Below are 26,465 nucleotides of genomic sequence, written 5' to 3'. Positions count from 1 at the left end.
ATTCGAGTCTGAAGAAAGTTCCCGGTTTCAAACGGGTATGCTTTATTCAATCTATTTATTCATTTGCCTCATTTGATATTACAGACAAAAAATTACAGATGCCAATGTAATATGATAATTAATGCGGCAAACAGTAAGTTGACAATACTAATGGGCAACAAATATTTCCACTCCAGCTTCAACAATTGGTCAATCCGTAAGCGAGGGAATGTCCAACGGAACCACATCATAAAGAAAATGACTAGGAACATTTTTCCAAAGAACCATATCCATGTGGGAATAAAGTCCATTATATGGTTAAACGTTTGTACAATAGGATAATCAAATGGCAAGTGGAATGGCATCCAACCACCGAGGAACAGGGTAGAAGCTATAATTGCAACAACTGCCATGTTGATGTATTCATTCAAGTAGAAAATACCAAATTGCATACCGGCATATTCGGTATGATAACCTGCTGTAAGCTCTGATTCTGCTTCTGCTAAATCGAATGGTGCTCGGTTACATTCGGCTGTACTCGCTATAATGTAAACCAGAAATGCGATAATCGCAGGAATTTGTCCTTTAATGATCCACCACCCATTGGCTTGGGATGCGATGATGCCATTTGTTGACAGTGTGCCAGCAAGAGCTACGGCAGTTACAATGGATAAACCGGCCGAAAGCTCATAACTGACAATTTGAGCTCCGCTTCGCATAGCGCCAAGTAATGAGTATTTATTGTTACTTGACCATCCGGCCATCATAATTCCGATGACACCCATCGAAGAAATAGCAGTAATGAACAAGACTCCTATATTAGTATCCCACATGGTTAACCCAGGCGCCCACGATATCGGGGCTAAAGCCATCAGAGAAACACATAACGCCAATGCAGGAGCAATATTGAACATGATTTTATCCGCTCGATTTGGCGAAAAACTTTCTTTCAATAAAAGTTTGATGACATCGGCAATAACTTGAAAAAGTCCATAAGGACCAACCCGATTTGGACCCCAGCGAAGCTGCATGAACCCAGCTACTTTGCGTTCCATGTATACCATGATGATAACACAAACTAACAATACTACCAATGCAGTCACACCGGATAATATTAATTCAACAACATATGTCCACGTTGGAGACATAACACTCAGCAAAAGGGTGTGAATCCAAGCTGTAATATCTGTAAACTGAATCATTGAAATCATATGCTCTGTTTTATCGGTCAATATCAGGAATTACCAAATCGATGGTCGACATGTTTGCCATTAAGTCGGCAATTTTTAGGCCTACTGTTGTAGGGTTCACTGCGCCAAGATTTGAAAAGGAAGGCGTACGGAATTTCATACGGTAAGGTTTGTTGCTACCATCGGCAACGATATAAACTCCCAATTCGCCGCGAGCCGTCTCAACACGTTGGTAATATTCTCCTTCAGGCAGCTTGATGATCCCTTTAATTTTTGTCCGGTAGTCTCCTGTTGGAAAGTTATCCAATAATTGTTCGATGATATGAATGGATTGATTCATCTCTTCCATCCGAACGACATAACGTGCCCAGTTATCACAACCATAATCGATTACTTCTTTAAAATCCAGATTCTCATAACCATCATAAGGATGAAGTTTTCGAATATCGCAGCTTACTCCTGAGGCGCGTGCAACCGGACCTGAACAGGCTAATGAGATGGCTTGTTCTTTTGAAAGATATCCAACGCCTTGTGTCCGGTGTTGAAAAATGTAGTTGCCGGTAATCAATTGATCATATTCATGCCGGTAACCTTTGATTTTCTTGAGCAATTCCTTGACGTCCGTGACAAATGTGGATAGTACGTCGCGCATAACCCCGCCAGGTACAATGTAGTGCATTGTAAGACGGTTTCCTGTATTAGCTTCAAAAATTTCCAGAATACGTTCCCGGTCACGGAATCCTAAAAAGAAAGGTGTAACAGCCCCAATATCCATTGCACACGAACCCCACCACAATTCATGTGATGTTAAACGTTGCAATTCATCCATGATGATTCGAATGGCTTTTGCACGGGCTGGCACTTCAATACCGAGGGCATTTTCAATAGCCAAAGAGCAGGCGTGGTTATTGATGTGGGCGGACAGATAATCCATCCGGCTGGTTAGAAAAATCGATTGTTTATAAGGCATCGATTCTGTCATTTTCTCAATACCACGATGGATGTAGCCCAAATGAGGCTGAACGTTCTTTACTATTTCTCCGTCAAGAGTTGCTTCAATGCGTAATACTCCATGTGTTGCAGGGTGTTGTGGCCCAATATTGACAACGAACTCTTCCGTTCTTAGTTCGTTTGGTTTTTGGTTAGATTGATTTTCCATTGACTAATAGGCTACAAGGAAATAATTTTATCATCTTGGTAATCTTTTCGTAGTGGAAATCCATTCCATTCATCGGTAAGCATAATCCGGCGAAGGTTAGGATGACCTTTGAAACGAATGCCAAACATATCATAAATTTCATCTTCATATAGATCAGCAGCTTCCCAAAGCCCGTAAACGGAATCAATTTCAGGATTCTCTCTATCTTCCAGAATCACTTTTACCTCTAAATCATGATGATAGTAAGTGGAGGATAGGTGATAAACAACTTCAAAGTTTGGATTTCGATCGACAGCAGTCTCACAAAACAAAAAATTAAATTTTGTTTCAGTGGCTGTCTTCAACTTGGACAGCACCTCGATGACATCTTCTTTATTCACGATTAACAGTGGGAAATTGAATGTCTCTTTCACTTCCAGGTTTGGGAAGGTAACCCCGAGATAGTGTTTGAGTTCCTCTTTAGTCATTGTTGTCCTTCTTTTTTTTAGGTTTATCGATAACGTATGCTTTGGATTTTCTGATTTTTTCCTGTAGCGTCATCATGCCATGAATCAATGCCTCAGGACGCGGAGGACATCCTGGAATGTAGACATCAACTGGAATTACATTATCAACGCCACGAACAACAGCGTATGAGTTATAATAAAAAGGTCCGCCTGACACTGCACAAGCTCCCATTGCAATCACATAACGTGGTTCGGGCATTTGGTCATAAAGACGTTTAAGAACCGGAGCCATTTTGTGTGTGATGGTTCCAGCAACGATAATCAGATCACATTGGCGGGGGCTGGCACGCATTACTTCAAATCCAAAACGAGACCAGTCATATTTTGCTGAAACTGTACTCATCAGTTCGATAGCACAACAACTTGTTCCAAATGATAAAGGCCATAATGAATTGCTTCGACCCCAATTGGCAATGGCATCTACGGAAGTGAGAATAAAACTCGTTCTTCCCATGTCATCTTTATAAGCATCCCCGTCGAATTCGGGAATATATTCTTTTTTTACATCCATGAGAGTGCTTTCTTTTTATATGCATATAAAAGTCCCAAAAAGAGGAACAGCGTGAAAAGAAATATTTCAATAAAAGCAACAACGCCTAACTCACGTATAACGGTTGCCCAGGGAAATAGGAAAACAATTTCTACGTCAAATACTAAAAATAAAAGGGCAAATAAATAGTATCCGATGTGAAACTGAACCCAGGTTTCTCCTTTGGTTTCAATTCCACATTCGTACGGTTCTCCTTTTACAGGATTAGTAGATGATGTTCCAAAAATTCTGCCGATGTATACGGCAATGATAGCAAATGCTATTGCTATGAATAACAGTACGATAAGAGATGCTGGTCCCATAATTGATCCTTGTTTTTAGAGAGTGCAAAGGTAGTCAATTAAACGATTATTTACTATTAACGAACCTTCGTATTATTGAAAAAAATCTTTATATATAGATTAAGTAGTTGTAAGTTATTTAGATGCTGCTATTTTTTGACATTGAAAAAAGCCCATATTTTTTGATTATTTAATTTTATTGTTCGAAACTGCAATGTCCATGTGGCATTTTATTAAGATTCTAAACCAATCAGTTGAATGATACCGTTAATGAAAGTGAGTGGATGAACCGGATTACCTGGAACGTACAAATCAATTGGATATTGTACAAGAAATGAACGGTCTAATGCATGGCTTTCTTCAAAAATACCTCCACTGATGGCATCAACCCCAGCTAAAATAATGATTTTAGGATCAGGAACAGCTTTGTAGCAAAGTTCCAATGGTTTTGCCATGCTTTGTGTAATGGGTCCGGTGATAACAATCCCATCAGCATGTCGCGGAGAGGCGACAAATTCTATACCGAAACGTCCTATATCAAAATTGACATTGCCTACGGCGTTCAATTCCCATTCGCAACTATTGTCTCCCCCTGCTGATATTTGTCGTAATTTCAATGAATGATGAAATAATCTTCGGATTTCTTTTCGAATCTTATCAGCATCAAGAGTAATAGGTTGCTCAATTCCTTCTTCTATGATTAATTGATTGCGAGTGTTCGATGATAATTTATAATCTTTGGTAAACCGGATTTTTTCGGGGAATTGAATGGCACATTCGCCACAGAAAGTACATCTCCCTAAATCAATTGAAACGGGATTTGTTGTGATGGCACTTGTTGGGCAAAGTTCAGTCAGTGTTTCTGTATTCACACTTGCTTTACTAATAACGGGTCGTCCTCTGAAAATGCCAGCAGCTTCAGCTTTAGTAACATCGGGAATAAATTGTTTTCCTTGGTGATGGAGTATTTTTAAATTATTAAACATTGTCTTGTGTGAATTAATAGCAATATTACAGATCGTTACCGCAATATGAGAGATCAAAGCTTTTATTACAAATCGGGAAATCCGATATTTCGTTGTTACGTACAGCCAGTCCTAATGCCAACCAATTATGTAAAGATGGATCTTTTATTTTATAACATTGCAAATTGCCGGTTTTATCTGTTATGGCACAGTGACAAATTTCGCCACGCCATCCTTCTGTTAATCCAATAACAAAAGAGTCTGGCAAAGCATCTTTTTCTTCTGTTATACCTTTATCAGCATCTGGCAATAATTCAATGATTTGTCTGATATATTGAATGGATTGGAGTGCTTCTTCTTTTCGTATCTGAACGCGCGAGAAAACGTCACCATGTCGTTTTATAACCGGTTGATGGGAAATGGTAGTCCATCCTTCGGGATGTGACATGCGAATGTCTCGGGTCAATCCGCTTGCACGGGCTGCCATGCCGACCATACCGATTGTTTGAGCTGTTTCTTTATTGACAATTCCTGTCTTTTCCATTCGAGCTAATGCCGAGGGTAGATCCGAAAGCATGTCATACATTTCAATAAAATCGGGTTCAAATTTTGAAATTACTTCATGCCATCGTGTCGCTAACTCTTTGGTAAAAGTAAAATTGGTTTTATTAGGACGTATTAATCCTTTAGCAAATCGATTACCTGTCCACTCCTGAAAATAATTAATGATAGGCGTGCGTAGTCGCCCGAAAACGGAACTGCCTAATTGATAAGCCAAATCAGTACACATGGCGCTTAAATCACCGGTATGAATGGCGATTCGCTCGTGTTCTAACGCTAAGGTACGCTCAAGCTGCAATGCGGGAGAAACAGCTGTTTCGCATAAACTTTCCCAAACACGGGCAAAAGTTGAAGCATGACCAATTACTGTATCGCCGGCTATATTTTCGGCTAATGTTGCTCGTTGCAGAATTTTCTTTTTCTCCACAAACAGGGATTCAATACCGCGATGCTGGTATCCTAATTGAATTTCCAGATGCAAGATTTGTTCTCCATTACAGATAAATCGAAAATGGCCTGGTTCGATGATTCCTGCGTGAATTGGGCCTACTCCGACTTCATGGAGCTCTTCGCTTTCAATGGAATAAAACGGATAATTGGCAATTGTTTTATTCAGATCCGATCGATTGAAAGAATAACGTACTGGTTTTAGCCAAGGATGATCAGTGTATTGAATTCCAAATTGTTCATTAAGTTCCCGCTCAAAAATGTGAAAGGCGAGTTTATGAGCTGTCAGTGAAGGTAATGTTGCATTAAGTGTTACAATGGTTGATGTGACATAAATGGTGTGTTGTTTGTCATTGGCAATACAACAAATCAATTGAACCTTGTCATTATGTGGAAATCCAACATAATTAACACAATGGCACGAGTCGTCAATCATCAGTTCTTCCAGAATAACCGGAACAAAAAGTTCATAAGGCAAAGCCGGGATGGCTGAAAAGGGAATACGTTGGTAATTTTTTATGACAATTGCGTGCATTTCAGAATGTAATTGAATGAACAACCGATTGAATTAAATTGACGAATCCTTGTGGCGGACAAAATCCCAGATATACGGTTAATCCGAGCAGCAAATAATGTGATAAAGTCTCATATCCATTCCCTTTTTCTATGTTTTTAGGATTAAAACCTAATGGTGGAACGAATAATATTTTGAATACGTTTTTTCCTAATGTCCATAAAATAATGGTCAGCAATATTAATATGAGAATCAGAACAAACCATTGGTGTGCTTGTATTAACGCAAGTACCAGATAAAATTCACTTATAAACAATCCTGATGGAGGTATAGCCGCTATACCAATAAATGCCAACAACAGAAAAACTGCTCCCGGGGTATTGTATTTGAAGTAATTGCCAATGGAGAAGATTTCTTTACTCTTGAAGGTTTTGTAAAGATGTCCGACCTGCAGGAATAGAGACGATTTGACAAAAGAATGTAAAATTAATTGCAAAATAGCAGCATAATAGCCTATTCCTCCTGTGCCTATTCCTACCATAACAATTCCCATATGCTCAATGCTTGAATAGGCTAGCATTCGTTTTATATTTCTGACTTTTAGCAAATAAACAGTAGCTACGAATATGGAAAGTAACGCTGTAATGAGGATAATTGCGTTAACCCATGCGTGAATGGAAGCGTGCTCTGTGATTATGTACATGCGTAAGATTCCGACAAAACCTAAATTCATTAATACACTTGAAAAAAGAGCTGACGCCGGAGCCGGGGCTTTATCTTTGGCATCAATGCCGGCTGTGTACATGGGAACTAATCCTAATTTAGCTGTATATCCAGTAAAAATAAAGATAAAAGCTAGCTTCAACCAGAAAGGATCAAGTGATGGCGCCAGTTGTACAAGTGTGCTATATTGCATGCCCGCTTGATATTCGTTGTTCATGGCCAGACTTAAGAGCAAAATACCTATAAAAACGAATACCAAACTAATGGAGCAGACGAAAATATATTTCCATGTGGCTTCTATGGATCCGGCATTGCGCCTGTGAAAAGTTAATACTGAAGTACTTAACGTAGTAATTTCGACAAAAATCCATGTTACGGCAATATGCGATGCGGTATAGCCGGCAGTTAAAGCCATGATAAATATAACCATAGCTCCATAATACATGCCTCTGTTGGCCGGCGAATCCTGTTCTTTGTAAACGTAGTCATACCGATGCAATAAAGCAGGAATGGCAATGATAGTCAGTGTACCTGTCATTAAGATTGCCAAAGCATCTGATTTGAAATAGATTGCATCACTACAATTTTGATATATAACAAGAAAAGCTGTATAACAGACTTGTAATAATAAAAATATAATTACCAATGTCTTATTTATTAAAGCATTGCGATTGAGGAATAAAGCGCCTGCCAATAAAATGGAACCTGCCAAATAGAATAGAGTCATCGATGTACCTTTTAATCTTTTATGTTACTTAACTGAGTGACATCGCTTTCGTTAATGACGTCGCCTATTTTATTGACAAACATGCCAAGGAGAAAGATGCTGACGAAAACATCCAGTAAAATTCCCAGATTAACCAGCATGGGCATGTTGTGTCCTACCGCCAGAGATAAAATAAATACGCCGTTTTCAATCATTGCATAGCAAATGACGTGGGTAATGATCTTTCGTCGGGTACTGATAAAATACAAACCGCTAACAAGAGCTGATAATGCAGCGATGAAGTATATCTTATTCAGATTCGGCTCCTGAATATAGTTGCCTATAAAAAAGGTTACTACGATAATTGCAGTAATTACGATCAAAGAAACAAAATAGGGAACATAAGGTTCGGCTTCCCGGGTGATTTTGTTCTTCTTGATGATATATCGCATAAACAACGGAATAGCAATAGCTTTGACAACGATAGTCTCAAAAAGAATGAAAATTAAATTTATGATATTGATTTCAATTAATTCAATGAAAGCAACTCCAAACAATAAAATTCCCTGTAATGCCAATATCTTGACATAAGTCATCAATCGATTGGCAATGGCAAAATAGAGAAGCGATATAATGAAGACAATCAACAGAATATTTGTCATCTTATTATGAATTAAATTTATTCAGCAACATCAAAACTCCAAACAGAACTAATAAAGATAATGAGGATAAGATCAGTACAAATTGAGCGTTATGGGTCATCCGGTAACGTGCCATAAAGGATTCGATCAGCCCGATGCAAATGCCAAATACTACCTGAATGCCCAAAAACATGGGAATGGCGTCATATAAAGGTAAATTACCTAAAAACATATTGGCAATTAAAGCTCCGTAAATAACAAATTTGAAATTCGTTGCTTGAAAGATAAGCCCAAGATCAAAGCCACTGTTATCCAAGATCATTACCTCGTGAATCATCGTCAATTCCAGATGAGTCTTGGGGTCATCTATGGGCATGCGACTGTTTTCAATCATGGCAAGCATAAGCAGAATAAAGGTAGCAATGGCAGTTAGCGCATACGTAATGTAAGAGCCGAAATGCAATGCTTGAAAAATAGCATTGAAGGAGGTATAGCCTGTTAAGAGGCTTAACGACCCCATTAATAGAAAGAAAGCGGGTTCTGCAAGCATTGAGAATAGAGCCTCGCGGCTTGCCCCCATGCCTTCAAAACTGCTACCGGTATCTAATGCGGCAATAATATTAAAAAATTTCCCGGTGGCTAACACATAGGCAAAAAACACAAAATCACCATCAAATGAAAACAGCCCACAATGTCCTCCCAAAGGTAAAGCGGCTGCAGCCATTAGTATAGATGAAAAATAAACGGTTGGAGCAATACGAAAAATCCAACTGGATGTATGGCTGTAAACAGATCCTTTTTTCCATAATTTAAGAATATCTCTCATGGGCTGCATAATACCTGAACCTTTACGTCCCGAGCAAATGCTTTTAGTACGGACAATAATACCTGAAATAAACAGGCTTGTAACAATGATAACAATGAAGCTAATCATGATCTCTTTAAAGGATATTTAAAAAGTGAGCCAGAATATGATAAAGATATTCCAGCGAAGGAACTGCAATCAATATAATGATAAACAACAATCCATATAAAATATAGAATTGTAGGCTGCCGTTTTGTAAAAATGAAAATCGATTTAGCCAGAACCGCATTCTTTTCAATGGCATATGAATCAGATACATTTCGACCCTGTCTAATGAATGTATTGAATGAAAAGCTTCATGAGGGAAAATGCCCGAAACTTCCTTTTTGTGCTTTTGAAAGAGCAATATGGGTTCAGCTAATTTTCGGTAGGTTCTTACAAATGAGCTTGCTGTGTATTGCATCTTCGGGGTAGGAGCAATATAACCACATCCCCAGGTTTCCGCACAAGTGACGGTTTGTCTTTTCGTTAATTGATAACGGATAAACCATATAAAACCTGTTAACGCCATAAATATAAGCGATGCAATTCCTATTTGTTGTGCAATGCTAAGTAACGAAGGCGAAAAGGTAAAAGCATTTTCATGCATATTTCCTGTGAATTGTTGTACCGGTAACCACAGAGCCTTTACAAAAATACTTGGGAAAACACCTATGGCGATGATCAATGCGATAATGATATACATTGGAATTAATGCCATACGAGAACTTTCCTGAGGTTCTTGGGCGAATGTTTGGCGGGGAGATCCTAAGAAAATTGTACCGAAGGCCTTGGTGAAACACAGAATTGCTAGTCCGCCTATTAATGAAAGTCCAAAAACCGCAAAAGCAAAAATAAGGATATAAATAAATGTGCCGTGACTCCATCCGTTGATTAATCCGGAATAAATCAGAAATTCTGAGATGAATCCGTTAAACGGTGGCAGTCCGCTAATGGCCAACGATGCAATCAGAAAAAGGAAAGCGGTATGAGGCATTCGTTTAATTAATCCTCCAAATGATTCAATATTAACACTGTGAGTGGCTTGATATACATTGCCTGCACCGTAAAACAGTACTGACTTAAATAATGAATGGTTAAGCGTATGTAATAGTGCCCCTGCGAATCCAATAGCTGCCATAGGTTCATTTCCTAAGCCCAACCCTAAACAGCCGACTCCGATCCCAATCCCGATAATGCCTATATTCTCAATGCTATGGTATGCTAAAAGTGTCTTCAGATTATGTTGTACAATGGCCAGCATGACACCATAAATTCCTGTAATTATGGATATAATAAGAATGACGATACCAATCTCAATCGTGTTATTCGGCAATAATAACAACATACGCAAAATACCATAAATCCCAATTTTGATTAATACTCCTGACATCACTCCCGATACATGTGCAGGAGCAGCAGGATGTGCCTGTGGCAGCCAAGTATGAAAAGGCACAAAACCGGCTTTGAATGAAAATCCAGCAAAAAACAATAGCATTAGCCCAAATGCTTCAAGCAGTGATCCGGTTTGCCCGAAAAGTTTAATAGCGTCAAACGACCATGAGCCTGTTTCTACATATACCCATCCGAAGCCAATAGTCAGGAGTAAAATGCCAATGTGGGATTGTATTAAATAATTGATTCCGGCTTTTATGGTTTGTGATTTTTCACTTTCAAAAATCACCATGATAAATGAACTGAGCGCCATAATTTCCCAGACGAACAAAAATATCAGCATGTGTTGTACCACGCAGACAGCCAACAATCCTATATGTGACAATAAGTAACTGATCCAGTGTAATGAAAGTTGGTGTTTGCGATCTGCGTAAGCCTTCATGTAACTGTTTCCGTAAATGGAGCCTGTAAGAAAAGTAAAATTGATCAGTAGGATAAACCAGGCAGCTAAAGGATCAATAACAATAGGAATATTGCCAGTAACGATTGATCCGATCAGAATATATGAGGTTGATTGTCCGGTTAAAGCTTCTATTGCAAAGAAACCACTGAAGCAAAAAATAAAAAACTCACAGGCTATTAGTAGGGTTTGTGTCGTCCTTTTTTTTGTAAAAGGTATAAACACCAAAACAATAAAAACAACGGAAAGAATCAGTGCAACAGGATTCATGTTTAGACAGAAGTGATTAGAGCATCCATTAAAACCTTGTTGTTAAAAAAATATTTCAATGTAATGCTGAAAAGAGATTGTTTGGAAGTATTATGTCGTTTTTATATAGATGTATATTTCTGAAAATAAAACGGATATACAAATGTAATGTCTTTCTCTTTTATGGTGCAAAGGTAATGTTTTATTATTAGAAACAATAAGAGAATCTTACTTTTAATTGTTTGTTTGTGTTAAATTATAATTAAAGATATATCTGTCTTTTTGAACGGATTTCTTTACAGCGAAATAATTTAACTTGAGATTGTAAATAGAAGAAAGCTCTATGTATGAAGGAAGACGCGGGAATAGTACAAGAATTATTAATACAGACTATCCCTTTTTTTAATTAGATTGTGTTAGTTTAGATGCAAACAAAAAATCATTCAGATTTTTATTCTCAGTACTGAAGATATCTTTGTTCTCACCTTGCCAGGCTTTTTCTCCGTTATCAATATATATCACATTTTCACCTATTTCGATGACAGAGTTCATGTCGTGGGTGTTAATAATAGTAGTCATTTTATACTCTATGGTGATGTCGTGTATCAGTTTGTCTATTAATCGTGAAGTTTGGGGATCAAGGCCGGAATTGGGCTCGTCGCAGAAAAGATATAATGGATTCAATACAATGGCGCGGGCTATTGCAACCCGTTTTTGCATCCCACCACTGATTTCAGCAGGGAACAAAGAAAAAGCGGATGGATCAATATTCACCCTTTCCAAACAAAATTCGGCTCTTTTTACTTGTTCTGATTTACTCATGGAAGAAAACATTTCCAGAGGGAAAAGAACATTTTCCAAAACTGATATGGAATCGAAAAGGGCAGATCCTTGAAAAAGCATACCCACTTTTTGACGAAGGAGTTTTGTGTCGCGAGGATTCATCTCTGGCAAATTCTGTTTATTGTATAGTATTTGCCCTGAATCAATATTATGCAATCCTATGATACATTTTAATAAAACTGTTTTTCCCGAACCACTTTTTCCGATAATGAGGTTTGTTTTGCCTGGCAGGAAAGTGGCTGAAACATCTTTGAGTACATGATTTTCTTCGAAAGTTTTATTTAAGTTGACAACTTCGATCATCGAATAAGCATTAAATAGGATTTATTCCTTATATAAAATAATATCTCGTGGCTAGAGAAAATTTAAAACATCTCATAGCCACGAATAATTTTTCTTTGAGGAAATAGAATCGTCAAAGATAATAAGAAAACTGCAATGCACGTTGAATTTATGCTTTGTAAAGTGCTTCGCGGAAAATTTCACTGACAGATGGGTGAGGGAATATGTTCTTTGCCCATTGTTTTGCACTGAATCTGTTGTTGATAGCCATTGTTGCAGAAACAATGATTTCGGTTGCCATATTTCCAATAATATGAACTCCCAGAATCTCATCACTGTCTCCAAGAATTAATTTGCAAAGCCCGGCAAACCCTCCGTTTTCAATTTCAAAACGTCCTGAATATGTCATTGGAATCTTAACAATCCGGTGAGGCATCCATGCCATTTTCAAAGCTTCTTCGGTTAATCCTACTGTAGCAATTTCTGGATTGGAAAAAATACAACCCGGAATAGATTGGAAATTCATGGGATCATATATCCCTTTGATTGTATTTACAACCACGTCTGCTTCTCGGTATGCGGCATGGGCTAATTTTGAAAACCCTGTTACATCTCCGGCTGCATATACGTTTGGCTCCGAAGTTTGCATCTGATTGTTGACTCGTATGCCTTTGCGATATGCTTCTATATCAAGTACTTCTAATCCAAATCCTTCTAAATTTGGCACCCGGCCAACCGAAACTAATATTTTATCTCCGCTGACGCGCTTGATTTCTTTGTCTTGAGTAAAAATCACTTCGTTACCTTCTATCTGGGTCACCTGTGCATTTAGATAGAAAGTAATGCCTCTTTTCTCATATTCAACACGTAGAATATCGGTTAACTCTCGGTCGGTACCTTCTAATATAGTATCTTTTAATTCAACAATTGTAACCTTGGTATTCAGGCTGCTAAAGTAATCAGCAAATTCGATTCCAATATATCCGCCACCAATAATCACTAATTCATTGATCGGTGTTGTTAAATTTAATAAGTCACGATGTGTTACCACGGACGCTGATTCGATACCAGGAATTGAAGGCATAAATTCTCTGGAGCCTGTAGCAATTAATAAATTTTTAACTTCATGAATCTCATCGTTACAAGAAACATTAAGAAGCTCACCTTGCCTCCCTTTGATGGCAGCATGTCCTTCTATTACTGTAATGAAGTTGTGTCTTAATTTTGCCCGAACACCTGCTTGCATTTTATGCACGATGTGATTCTTGCGTTGAATGATTTGTTCTAAATTAAATGTTGGTTCTGCATTTACAGAAATGCCATATTTATCAGCGTGATGAATGGTTTCTATCACGTGTGCACTTTGTAAAAGAGCTTTGGTAGGGATGCAGCCTTCGTTTAAACATACACCTCCGATTTTTTTCTCTTCAAAAAGTATAACTTTTAAATCTTGTGCAGCTGCACGTTCAGCGGCTGTATAGCCTGCCGGACCTCCTCCAATAATTCCTAAATCATACATAATTTATTTACTTTAAGCGGTTTAGCTTTCAGTGTATCAACACCACATTAGTCATTAATTTGCTCTCAAATAATGTACATTCAACATTTGAGGACAAAAATACAATAAATATTTTGTTTTTGTTTCTTCTCCAAAATTTTTTATTTGTGAAATATGATAGGCTAAACATTTGCAGGCTAAAAAATTAAATGTTACCTTTGTGGTGACAGTAGCATGCCTTTGTGGTAAAATTACGTTTATTTGTGTATTTTAATGGATAACTACAAAATAGATCGCTATGAAAGTTTCTTGTAAAAAGGAAGATACATACTGGAAAGTAGTATTTAAGTCAGATGTTTTTGATGCTTCCGGAATGAGTGTAGTGGGAAATTTTAATGACTGGAACATTAAAGGAGCCAGTACGTTTTCAAAAAACTCGAAGCAACTAACCATCAAAATACCCGCAGAATTTAATGAATTATCATTCAAATTTTATGATAGTATTTATGACTGTTGGTGTGAAATTTATGATAATGGAGAGTTGTATTCAGGCTTAGAAAAATATTTCCTACGAAATGAGGTTGGAACAACGAATGTAGTAATTCCGCTGCAGGAGACAAAAGAACCTAAAAAACCATTAAAAAAAACAATTTCGGTAGATTCTGTCAAACCTAAAACAACAAGGCAGAAAAAAGTTTCCGACAATTAATTGTTGCGTTTACGCATCGAAATGTTTACTTGTTCGCACTGAATTAGTGGATTGTTTTCGTCACAATGATGAAGAGAAACGATCTTTACAAGGTTCTTTTGCCCAATGCTTATAAGCTAACAACATCTGTTGATTGTGTTGTTGGCTTTTTTTGTGGCACATGGGAAATAACTTGCGAGTATTAACAAAATTGGCGAACTTTGTCTTCGCATATTCTTTGTACATCTAATAGGAAAGTAATAAATTTTTTGCTACTAAATGAATGGGAGTAATCTCATGATTTTTATCTGTTTTTGAACTAACAAATAATTTTGGAATGAATTTTATCGAAGAACTGAAATGGAGGGGCATGATCCACGATATGATGCCAGGAGTGGAAGAGGTACTTGCAACACAAATGGGAGTAGGTTATGTAGGCATTGATCCTACAGCCGATTCGTTACATATCGGGCACCTCGTTGGCGTTATGATGTTAAAGCATTTTCAACGCTGTGGCCACAAACCACTAGCTTTGGTTGGTGGTGCAACTGGGATGATCGGCGACCCTTCAGGAAAATCACAGGAACGCAATTTGTTAAGTGAAGATACGTTACGCCATAATCAGGAGGCCATCAAACAACAATTGGCACGTTTCCTTGACTTTGATTCTGATGCCCCTAATGCAGCAGAATTGGTCAATAATTATGACTGGATGAAAGACATCTCTTTCCTTGATTTTATTCGCGATGTGGGTAAGCACATTACCGTAAATTATATGATGGCAAAAGATTCTGTCAAGAAACGACTGAATAGTGAAACCGCTGATGGAATGTCTTTCACAGAATTTACATATCAATTGGTTCAGGGATATGATTTCCTGTATCTATACCAGCATAAAAATTGTTGTTTGCAAATGGGAGGTTCTGATCAATGGGGAAATATTACGACTGGCACTGAACTGATTCGCCGGAAAGCAAGCGGTGAGGCTTTTGCTCTTACTTGCCCATTGATTACAAAAGCCGATGGCGGCAAATTTGGGAAAACCGAATCTGGAAACGTCTGGTTGGATAGGCGTTATACTTCCCCCTATAAGTTTTATCAGTTTTGGCTTAATGTGAGTGATGCTGATGCTGAAAAATATGTCAAGATATTTACTTTTCTTTCTCAGGAAGAAATTGCCGGGTTGACCAGACAGCAAGCTGAAGCTCCACATTTACGCCCTCTGCAAAAAGCATTAGCTCGCGAAATAACAATCATGGTGCATTCTGAAGCAGACTATATAGCTGCCGTTGAGGCTTCGAATATCTTGTTTGGAAACTCAACTTCCGAACAATTGAAAAAGCTTGATGAAGAAACTTTCTTGGCAGTTTTTGATGGAGTACCTCAGTTTGATGTGCCTGCGATGCTGTTGTCCGAAGGCGTCAAAGCAATTGATTTATTAGTTGAAAAGTGCCAGATTTTTCCTTCAAAAGGAGAAATGCGTAAGCTGATAACTGGTGGCGGAGTGTCTGTAAACAAAGAAAAACTCGCGGAGCCAGATCGTATTGTTACTTCGGAAGACTTACTGAGTAATCGTTACTTATTAATCCAAAAAGGCAAAAAGAATTATTATCTGATTGTTGTTAAATAGTCTAAATATCTATTATACATAAAGTAAAGGCAGTGAGATAATCCATCATCACTGCCTTTCTTATAAGTATTTGGAAACAATGTCAATCGCCACTATTAATAAGAAAATGGCAAATGCCTTTTTGAAAATTGAAGTTGGCAGTTTTACAGCAACAATCGATCCGAAAAAAGCGCCAAAAACAATACCAATAGCAATTAACCCTGCATAAAGGAAATTCAGGTGGCCGCTGTGGGCATACACAATTACACTGGGAAGCCCGACAGGTAATTGAAGTGCCGCTAATGATGTTGCAGCCGCAGCTTTTGGGTGATAACGGAAAAGCTTTACCAGTGCAGGGACAATAACAATACCTCCACCTTTGCCAAACATACCTGCCAGAATTCCTGCCATGATACCTAATAAGATAAATGCCCAGGCAGATTTGTTTCGTGGCGTATAGTCAGCAGTGGGGGCTTTTTCTGTTTCTATTGATTTCTTCTTCTTGAAATAAGAGGGAATGTCCAAATATTCGATGCTGATATAGAGGAGGAAAGCTGCGTATAATTTGGTCAGGAGGGCACTGTTGATATTGACAGCAAAATACGCGCCAAAGTAAGATCCTCCCATAAGACCCAGCGAAATCCACAGCGCATTCTTAATATCAATGTAACCTGCTTTATAAAAAGCAACTACACCTAATATGCTAACGGGTAATAACATGGCTGCTAATGAGATAGCGTTTGCATTTAGAATGGGGAATCCGAAAATGGCGATTAGGGTAGGTACCAAAACAACTCCTCCCCCGATACCGAAAAAGCCGGAAAGAATGCCTGTAATAAAACCCAACACTAACATGCCGATTTCTACAGTGGTTAAATCAATGTGCATTGTGAAAAAATTAGATGAACTTATTAAAATAACAGTGGATCAGGCTTCGTATTCTGTGGGATCAAAGCCTTCAAGAGCCTCTTTCCGTTCGATACACGTACCACATTTTCCGCAGTGTTTTTCCCGTCCGTTATAACATGAATAGGTATTGGCAAAATTAACATGAATTGATTTGCCGATTAAGGCAATCTCCCGTTTCGTCAAATCACAATATGGAGAAACAACTGAAATACCTTTTACGGTTCCTGCGTGTGCGGCTTCGGCAAAAGCGTCGATAAATGAACGACGACAATCAGGATAAATAGCGTGATCTCCAAAATGATTTCCCAAAAGAACCGTGTCAAGTTCCCTGCTCTCTGCCAGGCCAACTGCAATACTTAACATTATACCATTGCGAAACGGGACAATGGTCTGCTTCATATTCTCATCAGCATAATGGCCTTCGGGAATTGCACCTCCGGTTTGCAATAAATCACTTCTGAAGTATTGATTCATAAAATCAAGCCGAATCGTAATATGTTCGATTCCGAAATCTTTACAATTTTGTTCAGCGTAAACAATTTCCCGATCATTGTGTTTAGACCCATAATGAAAAGATACAGCAAGTTGTATTTCTTTTTGATATTGGTATAAAAGCGTAGTACTGTCCATTCCTCCCGAATAGATCAATAAGGCATTCATAAGTTTTAAATAAGATCGTTATTAACGATACAAAGATAATCTAAACATAAGAACCTGCCAAACAGGAATAGGTTACAAAGCATTTTCACGAATTAGGTATTCAGCAATCTGCACTGCGTTTAAAGCGGCTCCCTTTCGGATTTGATCACTTACAGACCAGAATGTCAAGCCTTTTTGGTTTGTTAAATCTTTGCGAATACGGCCTACATAAACAGGATCCTTTCCTGAGACAAACAAGGGCATAGGATAAATCTTTTCGTTTGGATTGTCTTCAATCACAACACCTTCCGCTTGGCTAAAGGCTTGTCGCGCGTTTTCAACTGAAATAGGAGCTTGCGTTTCAATCCAAATAGATTCGGAATGAGCCCGTAAGGAAGGAACCCGAACGCACGTAGCGCTGACTTCTGCTTGGGTATGCATAATTTTACGAGTTTCATTATACATCTTCATTTCTTCCTTGGTGTATCCATTGTCCATGAATACATCAACCTGAGGGATCATGTTAAATGCCAACTGATAAGCAAATTTTGAAACTGTCACAGGTTCTCCGTTGATAACTTGCTTGTATTGTTCCATTAATTCATTCATGGCGGCTGCCCCTGCTCCGCTGGCTGCCTGATAGGTTGATACATGAACACGCTGAATGGGAGAGATATCATTCAGAGGTTTCAATGCTACAACCAATTGGATGGTGGTGCAGTTTGGATTTGCAATTATGTTACGTGGACGTACTTTTGCATCTGCAGGATTCACTTCAGGAACAACCAAAGGAACATCTTCATCCATGCGGAAAGCACTTGAATTGTCGATCATAACGGCACCAAACTTGGTAATGGTATCTGCATATTCTTTAGAAATACTTGCTCCTGCTGAGACAAAAGCTATATCAACCCCCTTAAAATCGTCGTTATGTTTTAATTCTTTGACCAGTATTGTTTTTCCGTTGAAAGTATATGATGTTCCCGCACTACGTGATGAGCCAAATAAAAGTAACTCATCCATTGGGAATGCTCTTTCTTCTAATACTTTGAGAAATTCTTGACCTACGGCTCCGCTGGCGCCAACGATTGCAATTTTCATTTTTTATGTATTGTAAAATTAAAAAACTTATCGTACTTTTATGCACTTTTGTTGGTGCTTGGTATTCCAAGCTATTTAAATATGCTGCAAAATTACGCCATTTTATTGATATTGCTGTCACTATGAAGAACATTATTGCTTTTTTGTTGCTTTTTGCTCCATGTGGACTGTGTGCCCAGTTTGAGGATTCCTTCTCGGATAAGGACTTTTCAAAAAATCCTATTTGGTCAGGTTCAACGGATAAGTTTATTGTCAACGATTCTGAACAATTACAGCTAAATGCACCCAAAATTACTTCGTCGGCTTATTTATCAACTTCTTCGAAAGCTATTGATAATGCTTCATGGCAGTTTTACCTGAAAGCTGGATTATTATTGACAAGCGCCAATTATGTCAACTTCTATTTAGTTTCCGATAGTGTAAACTTGTCCGGATCATTGAATGGCTATTACATAATGATAGGGAATACAGATAAATCTATCACGTTGTACCGGCAGCAGGGTTCGTCAAGAACCAAACTGATCGGCAGTCAAGCCAATCGGTTGCCAATTTCAGGCAATGCCACAGAGGTTATTGTAAAGGTGACGCGTGATACAATAGGGAATTGGGCTCTTTATTCAAAATTGCCTAAGGATACAAATTTTGTTCTGGAAGGAATGGCGAATGATATAACCATGCAGAAAAGTTGCTATTCTGGCATTTTTTGTAAGTATTCATCGACTAATAGTGCAAACTATGCTTTTGATGATTTTAAAGTAACCGGAACTTCTTTCGAAGATCGAGTCCCTTTGTCTGTTGTTTCTTATCGGATGATCAACCAAACACAATTAGAGATTGTTTTTTCCAAAGATGTATCGCTTCAACATGCCCAATTTCAGTTTGCTCCTTTGCTAAATTACCAAACATCCCTTTCGGAGAATCATTTACTCATTACTTTTGATCATTCGATTCCGACTCGTGAATCATATTCGTTAACGCTATTACAAATAGAGGATTTAGCCGGAAATGTGATGTTGCCTGATACTCTGTCATTTGGTCTTTTCCCAATTTCCTTTGGAGATGTGATTTTCAATGAATTGATGGTTAATCCGGCTCCAAGCGTTAGTTTACCTGAAGTGCAATATATTGAATTGTATAATCGCTGTAGTTTTCCAATTTCACTCCATAATTGGACATTGACTTACGGATCAAAACATTATATTATTAATGATGGTGTAATTTCTCCATACGGTTATCTTTTATTGTGTAATCCTTCCAACCATTCTATTTTAACTACTTATGGTGATGTTGCTGCCATGGAAAGTTTTCCTTCTATGGCGAAATCGGGGCAAATGCTTTCTTTAATGAATGATCAAGATTCGTTAATAGCCTTTGTGAATTACTCAAATACCTGGTATAAGGACGATTTCCAACAAAGTGGAGGATGGTCGCTTGAATGTATTGATCCTTCTAATTTGAGTGGAAATGCTTTGAATTGGAAAGCTTCTGAAAATCAATCGGGAGGTACTCCAGGTAAAATCAATAGTGTTCTGAATGACTGCCCTGACCAAGTCCAACCTTCTGTTCTTTCGGCTTCATTGTTTGAACCGGACACTTTGACGCTGACTTTTAATAAACCGATGTTACTTTCAGATTTATATAAATCCACTAAGTATGAATTTTCTGATGGATTAACAGCAGATGTTTTGGATGTAGAGTTTCCTCAAGGGACTTGGGTTCGTCTATTGGTAAATGGGAATATGTATCATGGATCAGTTTATACGGTTTCTATACATAATTTGTCTGATGTCAACCAACATGTTTTGCAGCAAGCATTGCAGTTTGGTTTGCCGGATTCTTGCGACAAAACGGATGTTGTGATTAACGAGATATTATCGCATCCGAAGAGCACTGGTGCCTCTTTCGTGGAGTTGTACAATCGTTCGGAGAAGTTGATTGATTTGAAAGATCTTTGGTTGAACCGCATAACTTCAACCGGGAAACGGGATGCGGGGTATCCTGTTTGTACCAATGGTTATCAGCTATTTCCTGGAAAATATGTTGTGTTGACAACTTCAAAACAAGGAATTACCAGTAATTATTCTTGTGCTGATTCGACTGCATTTATCGAAATGAATAGTTTTCCTTCTTTACCGAATGCATCAGGGAATGTTTTGCTGGTGAATCGTTCGGGCATGGTTATTGATTCGGTGGAATATAATGAATCGGAACATGATCCTATGATTCAGGATCCGACAGGCGTTTCTTTTGAGCGTGTATCTCCAGATGAAAATAGTAATCTGGTTACTAATTGGCATTCTGCAAGTTCCACTGTGGGTTATGCAACTCCCAGCTATCGTAATTCACAATATAAAGATGTAACTTCTACCTCTGTTTCTCATCATTGCTTTTGGTTCGATCAAGACTTCTTTACGCCTGACAATGATGGATCGGATGATTTATTATGGATTCATTATGCTTTGCCAGATGTAGGTTATTCTGCTACGATGACTATATATGATGCTATTGGGAGACGTATCAGGCAATTGACCAATAATGCATTACTTGGAACCAAAGGTTCGATCTCCTGGAATGGACGTGCGGATAATGGGACATCGGTTAATGTGGGAGTATATGTGATTTATATTGATGCCGTACAACCCCTTGCAGGAAAACGTATTCAAGCAAAATTACCTTGTGCTTTGACTGCAAAATAGAATAGACAGTCTACGTTAAAGCGTTTATTGTAATTGGAATGACACGTTGCAAATCTTGTGGAGAAAGCTTTAATTGCAGTCCGCGCTCGCCTGCACTGATATAGATGAATGGAAATTTTAGAGCAGAATCATGGAGAAAGGTAGGAAATGTCTTCTTCATTCCGATTGGTGAGCAACCTCCGCGGATGTAGCCGGTAAGTGGAAGCAGCTCTTTGACACTGACAGGTTCAATTTTTTTATTTCCTGAAAGCGTTGCTGCCTGTTTCAAATTGACTTCTTTATTGCCCGGAACAATACATACCAGAAATCCAGTTTTGTCGCCCCGTAACAAGATGGTTTTAAATAACTGCTCTACAGGCAAGCCGGTAAGTTGTGCTACATGTATTGCACTGAGATCATTTTCATCTACCGGATATGAAATTAATTCATATGAGATGTTGAGCTTGTCAAGCAATCGGGCAGCATTTGTTTTTTTAGCAGACATGAAATCAAATGTTTTTAAGCAAAATTTATCGATTGGAATATCTAAGCCATTTCCATAATTCTTTCCAGGAAATTTTTTTACCATACATCAGGATGCCTGTCCGATAAATCTTTGCCGCTAACCATGTTGTGCTTAAGAAAGTGATTATAAGGAGGCCGGATGAAAGTAGTTTTTGCCACAATGGTACGTCAAAAGGCAATCGTACCATCATCACAATGGGGGATGTGAATGGAATGATGGAGCACCAGAAGGCTAAGGGGCCATCAGGATTCTGCAGGCTGTAGAATGCAGCATAAAAAGCAAAAATAATGGGGATGGTTACCGGTAACATAAATTGTTGTGTGTCGGTTTCATTATCAACGGCTGATCCAATGGCAGCAAATAGGGAAGCATAGAGCAGATATCCTCCAATAAAATAGAAAATAAAATAACCAATAATTTCCACAAAATTAATGCCTTGTAGCCCCTGGATTATACTTAATATGGCATGATGAGCAGTGCTTTGTGTTCCGGCAGTTAATTGGGTGCTTTGCTGAATGCCTGCTAATGAACTGCCAAACATAGCAATTCCGGCTACATTGCTGATAATTACTGTAAGCAACACCCATAGCAGAAATTGAGTAAGGCCTACCAAGGCAATTCCTATAATTTTCCCCATCATTAATTCAAAAGGACGAACTGATGAAATAATGATTTCTACAATACGGTTTGTCTTTTCTTCTACCACTCCGCGCATTACCTGAGCTCCATACATAAAGATGAACAGATAAATCAGAAATGTTGCCAATGCTCCAATGACAGCCGCGACTTCTGATGAGGTGACGATTTCCTGTCCATTAGCATTCAATTTGATCGTCGCCACTTGAATGGATGACTGTGACGCTTTGATAATTTGTTTAATGTTAGGAATATGTGAAGCTTCCAGTTTTTGATTTTCAACATATTTATTTAAATGATCTGCGATATAGGATTGCAATTCGAAGCCTACTTGTTTTTGGGAATAAAGTGCAACGGCTGTTGAGTCATGCATCAAATTGCCGGATATGACTAATATAGCGTAATAATCATTAGATAATTTTGATTTACCAATGTCCTGTTGTGGAGCCTGAACTATTTCAAAATGATAAGTGGCATTGGATGGCAAAGCTTGGGCATACATATTTGTATAGTCAACTACTGCTATAGTTTTGTGTTCGGTATCTTTTGCGGTTGAAAGCCATAAGGGAATCAGCATGATGGCCGCAAAAAGCAGGGGCGAAAGAAATGTCATAATAATGAATGATTTCTTTATTACCCGTGATGTATATTCCCTTCGGATGATTATGCCTATCTTACTCATAGAATTTATATAACAGATGGTTGTCCTTTTACAATCTGAATGAAGATATCATTCAGATTGGGTATTTCCTCTTCAAAAGAAAGCAGCGTGTAGTAGGGGAGCAATGCAGTAATGATTTCGTTTGCTGACGAACTAACAGTCTCAATGCGCAATAATGTATGATTGTTCACAATATTTTGATCAAGCATTTTGAACTTTCCAAAAGGAGTCGGAGAATCAACGATGCCATCCAAAATAATCCTGTAAATATTGGTTTTGAATTGTTGTTTGATCTCATGGACATTGCCTTGCAGAACTACTTTAGAACGATTGATTAATGTAATGTTATCGCATAATTCTTCGACAGATTCCATGTTGTGAGTGGAAAAAATAATTGTTGCTCCTTCATTACGCAAACGGATCATTTCCCGTTTCATGATGTCTGCATTAACAGGATCAAAACCACTGAATGGTTCGTCGAAAATCAGCAAATCAGGATTATGCATTACTGTGGCAATGAATTGTACTTTTTGTTGCATGCCTTTTGATAACTCCTGCACTTTTTTGTCCCACCATGATGTCATTTCCAAACGTTCAAACCATTCTTTCAAACGTTTGGTTGCTTCTGTTTTGGATAATCCTTTTAATTGAGCCAGATAAAGCGCTTGTTCGCCTACTTTCATCTTTTTGTATAAGCCCCGTTCTTCCGGCATGTAGCCTATACGTTGAATATCGCTTGCTTTCATGGGAAAGCCTTCTAAAAGGATGGTCCCTTCGTCGGGGGCGGTAATTTGATTAATAATCCGAATTAATGTAGTCTTGCCGGCGCCGTTAGGCCCTAATAATCCATAGATGGCATTTCGCTGGATGGAGAGATTTACATGATCTAACGCAAGATGATGATTGTATTGTTTTGTAACTTGTTGTATTTCAATGAATGGCATGAATGCAAGTTTTGAGAAGCTGTGTGATGTAGTATTGTAACCTTGTATAGGTACAACATTTAATCTGCAAATTTAAGCAAACGATAATAAATTTCAAAACTACTATTTATGAATCCGATAATTGGAAGAATTTTTCTATTTTTGAGAAGTTATTCAAGTAAACGTTTTGCTGATGCTTTTGTCAAATCTGACTGTCGTAAATTATAAGAACTTGGAGCAGATTGAGCTTTCTTTTTCTTCAAAAATCAATTGCTTAATTGGAAATAACGGTATGGGAAAGACCAATTTGCTGGATGCCATTTATTATTTGTCATTTTGTAAAAGTTTTACCAACCCTGTGGATATTCAGAATATTCATCATGCACATGATTTTTTTGTCATTCAGGGAATTTATCAACGGATTGAAGGCGAAGATACAGTTGTCTATTGTGGATTGAAACGGAGGCAGAAAAAGCAATTTAAGTTGAACAAGAAAGAGTACGAACGCCTCTCTGATCATATCGGATACCTTCCGTTGGTCGTTATATCTCCTTTTGACAGTTCGTTGATTAGCGAAGGAAGCGAGGAACGGCGCCGTTTTGTCGATAGTGTTATTTCTCAGTATAACAAACTTTACCTGATTGATCTGATTCGTTACAATAAGGCTTTGATGCAGCGAAACAGTTTGATTAAAAATAATCTGATGCAGGATGATTTGGTGATTGACATCCTTGAGGAGCAGATGGCACAGGCAGCAGAGGTAATTTTCAATGCCAGAAAAGCATTTATTGACGAATTTGTTCCACTTTTCGAAAAGCGGTTTAATGAAATTACCGCGGCTAGCGAACATGTCTTGTTGAAATACCAGTCGCAATTATTTTCAAACAATTTGTTGTCTGCCCTACGTGAATCGCGTGAGAAGGATAAGATTCTGGGTTACACAACAGTTGGTATCCATCGCGATGACTTGGAAATGTTATTGGATGATTTCCCGATTAAACGGATTGGCTCTCAAGGTCAAAACAAGTCATTTCTTATTGCTCTGAAACTGGCGCAGTATGATATAGTAAAGCAATCGTCCCAATTGAAACCGATGCTGCTTCTGGACGATCTTTTTGACAAACTCGATGCACAGCGTGTGGAGCGGTTAGTCAGATTGGTGGGTGGTAATGATTTTGGGCAGATTTTCATCACTGATACCAATCGGGACCATTTAATTGAGATATTGAAAAACACAAATTTAGAAGTCAGTTATTTTTTTGTTGACAATGGAACCGTTGTAAGATATTAGTCCACTCTTGCCGGAATATTAAAAGCCAATCGATTTTAACTGTAACCCTGTCGTTTGTTTAAGCCCGAATATCAGGTTCATATTCTCAACGGCCTGTCCTGATGCTCCTTTTAAAAGGTTGTCGATCATCGAAACAATAACCAATTTTGTGTCATGCTTCTCCAGATATATCACACATTTATTGGTGTTTACTACCTGTTTTAAATCGGGATTATGCTTAGTTACAATGGTAAATGGAGCGTCAGTATAATAAGAACTGTAAAGCGAATAAGCCTCTTCGATCGTTAAGTTGCACTCAGTGTACAATGTTGCAAAAATGCCTCTTGCAAAGTCGCCGCGTAAAGGAACAAAATTGATCGGTGCTTCGAAGGCAGATTGCAATTGGCAAATAGATTGCCTGATTTCTGCAAGATGCTGATGATTAAAGATTTTGTAAGCGGATATATTGTCATTTCTCCAACTAAAATGAGTGGTTGACGATGGTTTAACTCCCGCTCCAGTTGATCCTGTGATGGCATGGACGTGCAGTTCGTGCAAAGAATGGTGATTGGCTAAAGGCAAAACCGCCAATTGAATCGCAGTTGCAAAACAACCTGGATTTGAAATATACTTTGCATGGCAAATTTCATTGCGATTGAGTTCTGGTAATCCATAAACAAAAGGATTGCCTTCTCTTTTCTGACGGTAATCAGTTGATAAATCAATTATTTTTAAAGATTCAGGAAGGGAATGGGAATCTAAGAAGCGTTGGGTGTCGCCATGTGCCGTACAGAAAAACAAAACATCAATGGCATCCAATTTATCCAACTGATTGGTGAATGTCAACGACGTTTCTCCTAGTAGACCACTATGAACATCTACGATGTTGTTGTCTGCATTACTTTCACTGTGAACAAATATAATCTCTACTTCCGGATGATTGATCAGTATCCGGATTAATTCGCCGGCAGTGTATCCAGCTCCGCCAATAATGCCTGCTTTAATCATTTGATGATATGTTGAAATATGTTTTGT

General features: G+C 38.2%; 24 protein-coding genes. 4 read left to right on the top strand and 20 right to left on the bottom strand.

Going from position 1 to position 26,465, the window contains the following annotated elements:
• Positions 1–92: 92 nt before the first annotated feature.
• From nuoH to lpdA, 13 genes are all read right to left on the bottom strand, one after another.
• Positions 93–1,181: an NADH-quinone oxidoreductase subunit NuoH gene (gene nuoH / locus FHX64_RS04985; protein WP_183413530.1), complete on the bottom strand. Its 1,089-nt coding sequence runs from the start codon at positions 1,179–1,181 to the stop codon at positions 93–95.
• Between the two features lie 19 nt (positions 1,182–1,200).
• Positions 1,201–2,328: an NADH-quinone oxidoreductase subunit D gene (locus FHX64_RS04980; RefSeq protein WP_183412704.1), complete on the bottom strand. Its 1,128-nt coding sequence runs from the start codon at positions 2,326–2,328 to the stop codon at positions 1,201–1,203.
• Between the two features lie 11 nt (positions 2,329–2,339).
• Positions 2,340–2,795: an NADH-quinone oxidoreductase subunit C gene (locus FHX64_RS04975; protein ID WP_183412703.1), complete on the bottom strand. Its 456-nt coding sequence runs from the start codon at positions 2,793–2,795 to the stop codon at positions 2,340–2,342.
• Positions 2,788–3,288, bottom strand: a complete 501-nt coding sequence (locus tag FHX64_RS04970) for an NADH-quinone oxidoreductase subunit B (protein WP_246392404.1) — start codon at positions 3,286–3,288, stop codon at positions 2,788–2,790. The genes FHX64_RS04975 and FHX64_RS04970 overlap by 8 nt, the downstream gene beginning before the upstream one ends.
• Before the next feature lie 47 nt (positions 3,289–3,335).
• Positions 3,336–3,686, bottom strand: a complete 351-nt coding sequence (locus FHX64_RS04965; protein ID WP_183412701.1) for an NADH-quinone oxidoreductase subunit A — start codon at positions 3,684–3,686, stop codon at positions 3,336–3,338.
• 212 nt (positions 3,687–3,898) lie between these two features.
• On the bottom strand, positions 3,899–4,651 hold the full coding sequence (locus FHX64_RS04960; protein ID WP_183412700.1) for an NADH-quinone oxidoreductase subunit B family protein: 753 nt from the start codon (positions 4,649–4,651) through the stop codon (positions 3,899–3,901).
• Positions 4,652–4,676: 25 nt separating this feature from the next.
• Entirely contained in the window at positions 4,677–6,173 is a 1,497-nt protein-coding gene (locus tag FHX64_RS04955; protein WP_183412699.1) for an NADH-quinone oxidoreductase subunit D-related protein, read from the bottom strand.
• Position 6,174: 1 nt separating this feature from the next.
• Positions 6,175–7,602, bottom strand: a complete 1,428-nt coding sequence (locus FHX64_RS04950) for a proton-conducting transporter transmembrane domain-containing protein (protein ID WP_183412698.1) — start codon at positions 7,600–7,602, stop codon at positions 6,175–6,177.
• Positions 7,603–7,613: 11 nt separating this feature from the next.
• A complete protein-coding gene (locus tag FHX64_RS04945; protein WP_183412697.1) occupies positions 7,614–8,243 on the bottom strand; it encodes a hypothetical protein in 630 nt (209 codons plus the stop codon).
• Between the two features lie 4 nt (positions 8,244–8,247).
• The gene (locus FHX64_RS04940) at positions 8,248–9,156 is read right to left on the bottom strand and encodes a respiratory chain complex I subunit 1 family protein (protein WP_183412696.1); all 909 of its coding nucleotides are present in this window, start codon (positions 9,154–9,156) and stop codon (positions 8,248–8,250) included.
• 7 nt (positions 9,157–9,163) lie between these two features.
• Positions 9,164–11,191: a proton-conducting transporter transmembrane domain-containing protein gene (locus tag FHX64_RS04935; protein WP_183412695.1), complete on the bottom strand. Its 2,028-nt coding sequence runs from the start codon at positions 11,189–11,191 to the stop codon at positions 9,164–9,166.
• A gap of 381 nt (positions 11,192–11,572) precedes the next feature.
• Positions 11,573–12,316, bottom strand: a complete 744-nt coding sequence (locus FHX64_RS04930) for an ABC transporter ATP-binding protein (protein WP_183412694.1) — start codon at positions 12,314–12,316, stop codon at positions 11,573–11,575.
• A gap of 148 nt (positions 12,317–12,464) precedes the next feature.
• Positions 12,465–13,814: a dihydrolipoyl dehydrogenase gene (gene lpdA, locus FHX64_RS04925; RefSeq protein ID WP_183412693.1), complete on the bottom strand. Its 1,350-nt coding sequence runs from the start codon at positions 13,812–13,814 to the stop codon at positions 12,465–12,467.
• A gap of 277 nt (positions 13,815–14,091) precedes the next feature.
• Between lpdA and FHX64_RS04920 the strand changes: the two genes are divergently transcribed.
• Both FHX64_RS04920 and tyrS read left to right on the top strand, forming a co-directional pair.
• Positions 14,092–14,502 (top strand): hypothetical protein, encoded by a 411-nt coding sequence (locus tag FHX64_RS04920; protein ID WP_183412692.1) that lies wholly within the window; start codon positions 14,092–14,094, stop codon positions 14,500–14,502.
• Positions 14,503–14,818: 316 nt separating this feature from the next.
• Positions 14,819–16,111 (top strand): tyrosine--tRNA ligase, encoded by a 1,293-nt coding sequence (tyrS, locus tag FHX64_RS04915; RefSeq protein ID WP_183412691.1) that lies wholly within the window; start codon positions 14,819–14,821, stop codon positions 16,109–16,111.
• A gap of 60 nt (positions 16,112–16,171) precedes the next feature.
• Here tyrS and FHX64_RS04910 read toward each other — a convergent pair whose 3' ends face one another.
• The 3 genes from FHX64_RS04910 to FHX64_RS04900 all read right to left on the bottom strand — a co-directional run bounded on the left by FHX64_RS04910 (position 16,172) and on the right by FHX64_RS04900 (position 18,739).
• A complete protein-coding gene (locus FHX64_RS04910) occupies positions 16,172–16,978 on the bottom strand; it encodes a sulfite exporter TauE/SafE family protein (RefSeq protein ID WP_183412689.1) in 807 nt (268 codons plus the stop codon).
• Positions 16,979–17,017: 39 nt separating this feature from the next.
• The gene (gene queC, locus FHX64_RS04905) at positions 17,018–17,659 is read right to left on the bottom strand and encodes a 7-cyano-7-deazaguanine synthase QueC (protein WP_183412688.1); all 642 of its coding nucleotides are present in this window, start codon (positions 17,657–17,659) and stop codon (positions 17,018–17,020) included.
• A 72-nt stretch (positions 17,660–17,731) separates the two neighbouring features.
• Positions 17,732–18,739 (bottom strand): aspartate-semialdehyde dehydrogenase, encoded by a 1,008-nt coding sequence (locus tag FHX64_RS04900; protein ID WP_183412686.1) that lies wholly within the window; start codon positions 18,737–18,739, stop codon positions 17,732–17,734.
• 122 nt (positions 18,740–18,861) lie between these two features.
• Between FHX64_RS04900 and FHX64_RS04895 the strand changes: the two genes are divergently transcribed.
• Positions 18,862–21,435, top strand: a complete 2,574-nt coding sequence (locus tag FHX64_RS04895) for a lamin tail domain-containing protein (protein WP_183412684.1) — start codon at positions 18,862–18,864, stop codon at positions 21,433–21,435.
• A 10-nt stretch (positions 21,436–21,445) separates the two neighbouring features.
• Here FHX64_RS04895 and ybaK read toward each other — a convergent pair whose 3' ends face one another.
• From ybaK to FHX64_RS04880, 3 genes are read right to left on the bottom strand one after another with little or no spacing between them, the layout of a single operon-like run.
• Positions 21,446–21,919: a Cys-tRNA(Pro) deacylase gene (gene ybaK / locus FHX64_RS04890; RefSeq protein WP_183412683.1), complete on the bottom strand. Its 474-nt coding sequence runs from the start codon at positions 21,917–21,919 to the stop codon at positions 21,446–21,448.
• 25 nt (positions 21,920–21,944) lie between these two features.
• On the bottom strand, positions 21,945–23,258 hold the full coding sequence (locus FHX64_RS04885) for an ABC transporter permease (RefSeq protein WP_183412682.1): 1,314 nt from the start codon (positions 23,256–23,258) through the stop codon (positions 21,945–21,947).
• Positions 23,259–23,263: 5 nt separating this feature from the next.
• Positions 23,264–24,181 carry an ABC transporter ATP-binding protein gene (locus FHX64_RS04880; protein WP_183412681.1) on the bottom strand — a complete coding sequence of 306 codons (918 nt, stop codon included), beginning with the start codon at positions 24,179–24,181 and terminating at the stop codon, positions 23,264–23,266.
• Positions 24,182–24,353: 172 nt separating this feature from the next.
• On the opposite strand from FHX64_RS04880, the gene recF reads away from it, so the two are divergent.
• Positions 24,354–25,451: a DNA replication/repair protein RecF gene (gene recF, locus FHX64_RS04875; protein ID WP_183412680.1), complete on the top strand. Its 1,098-nt coding sequence runs from the start codon at positions 24,354–24,356 to the stop codon at positions 25,449–25,451.
• Between the two features lie 18 nt (positions 25,452–25,469).
• Here the strand turns inward: recF and argC are convergent, their stop codons facing one another.
• Complete coding sequence (argC, locus tag FHX64_RS04870; protein ID WP_183412679.1) at positions 25,470–26,438, bottom strand: N-acetyl-gamma-glutamyl-phosphate reductase; 969 nt, start codon at positions 26,436–26,438, stop codon at positions 25,470–25,472.
• Between the last annotated feature and the right edge of the window lie 27 nt (positions 26,439–26,465).

Source organism: Microbacter margulisiae (assembly GCF_014192515.1).
Classification (GTDB): Bacteria; Bacteroidota; Bacteroidia; order Bacteroidales; family Paludibacteraceae; genus Microbacter; species Microbacter margulisiae.
Note: the sequence above shows the minus strand (reverse complement) of the source record. Positions and strands in the feature narration are given on the sequence as shown.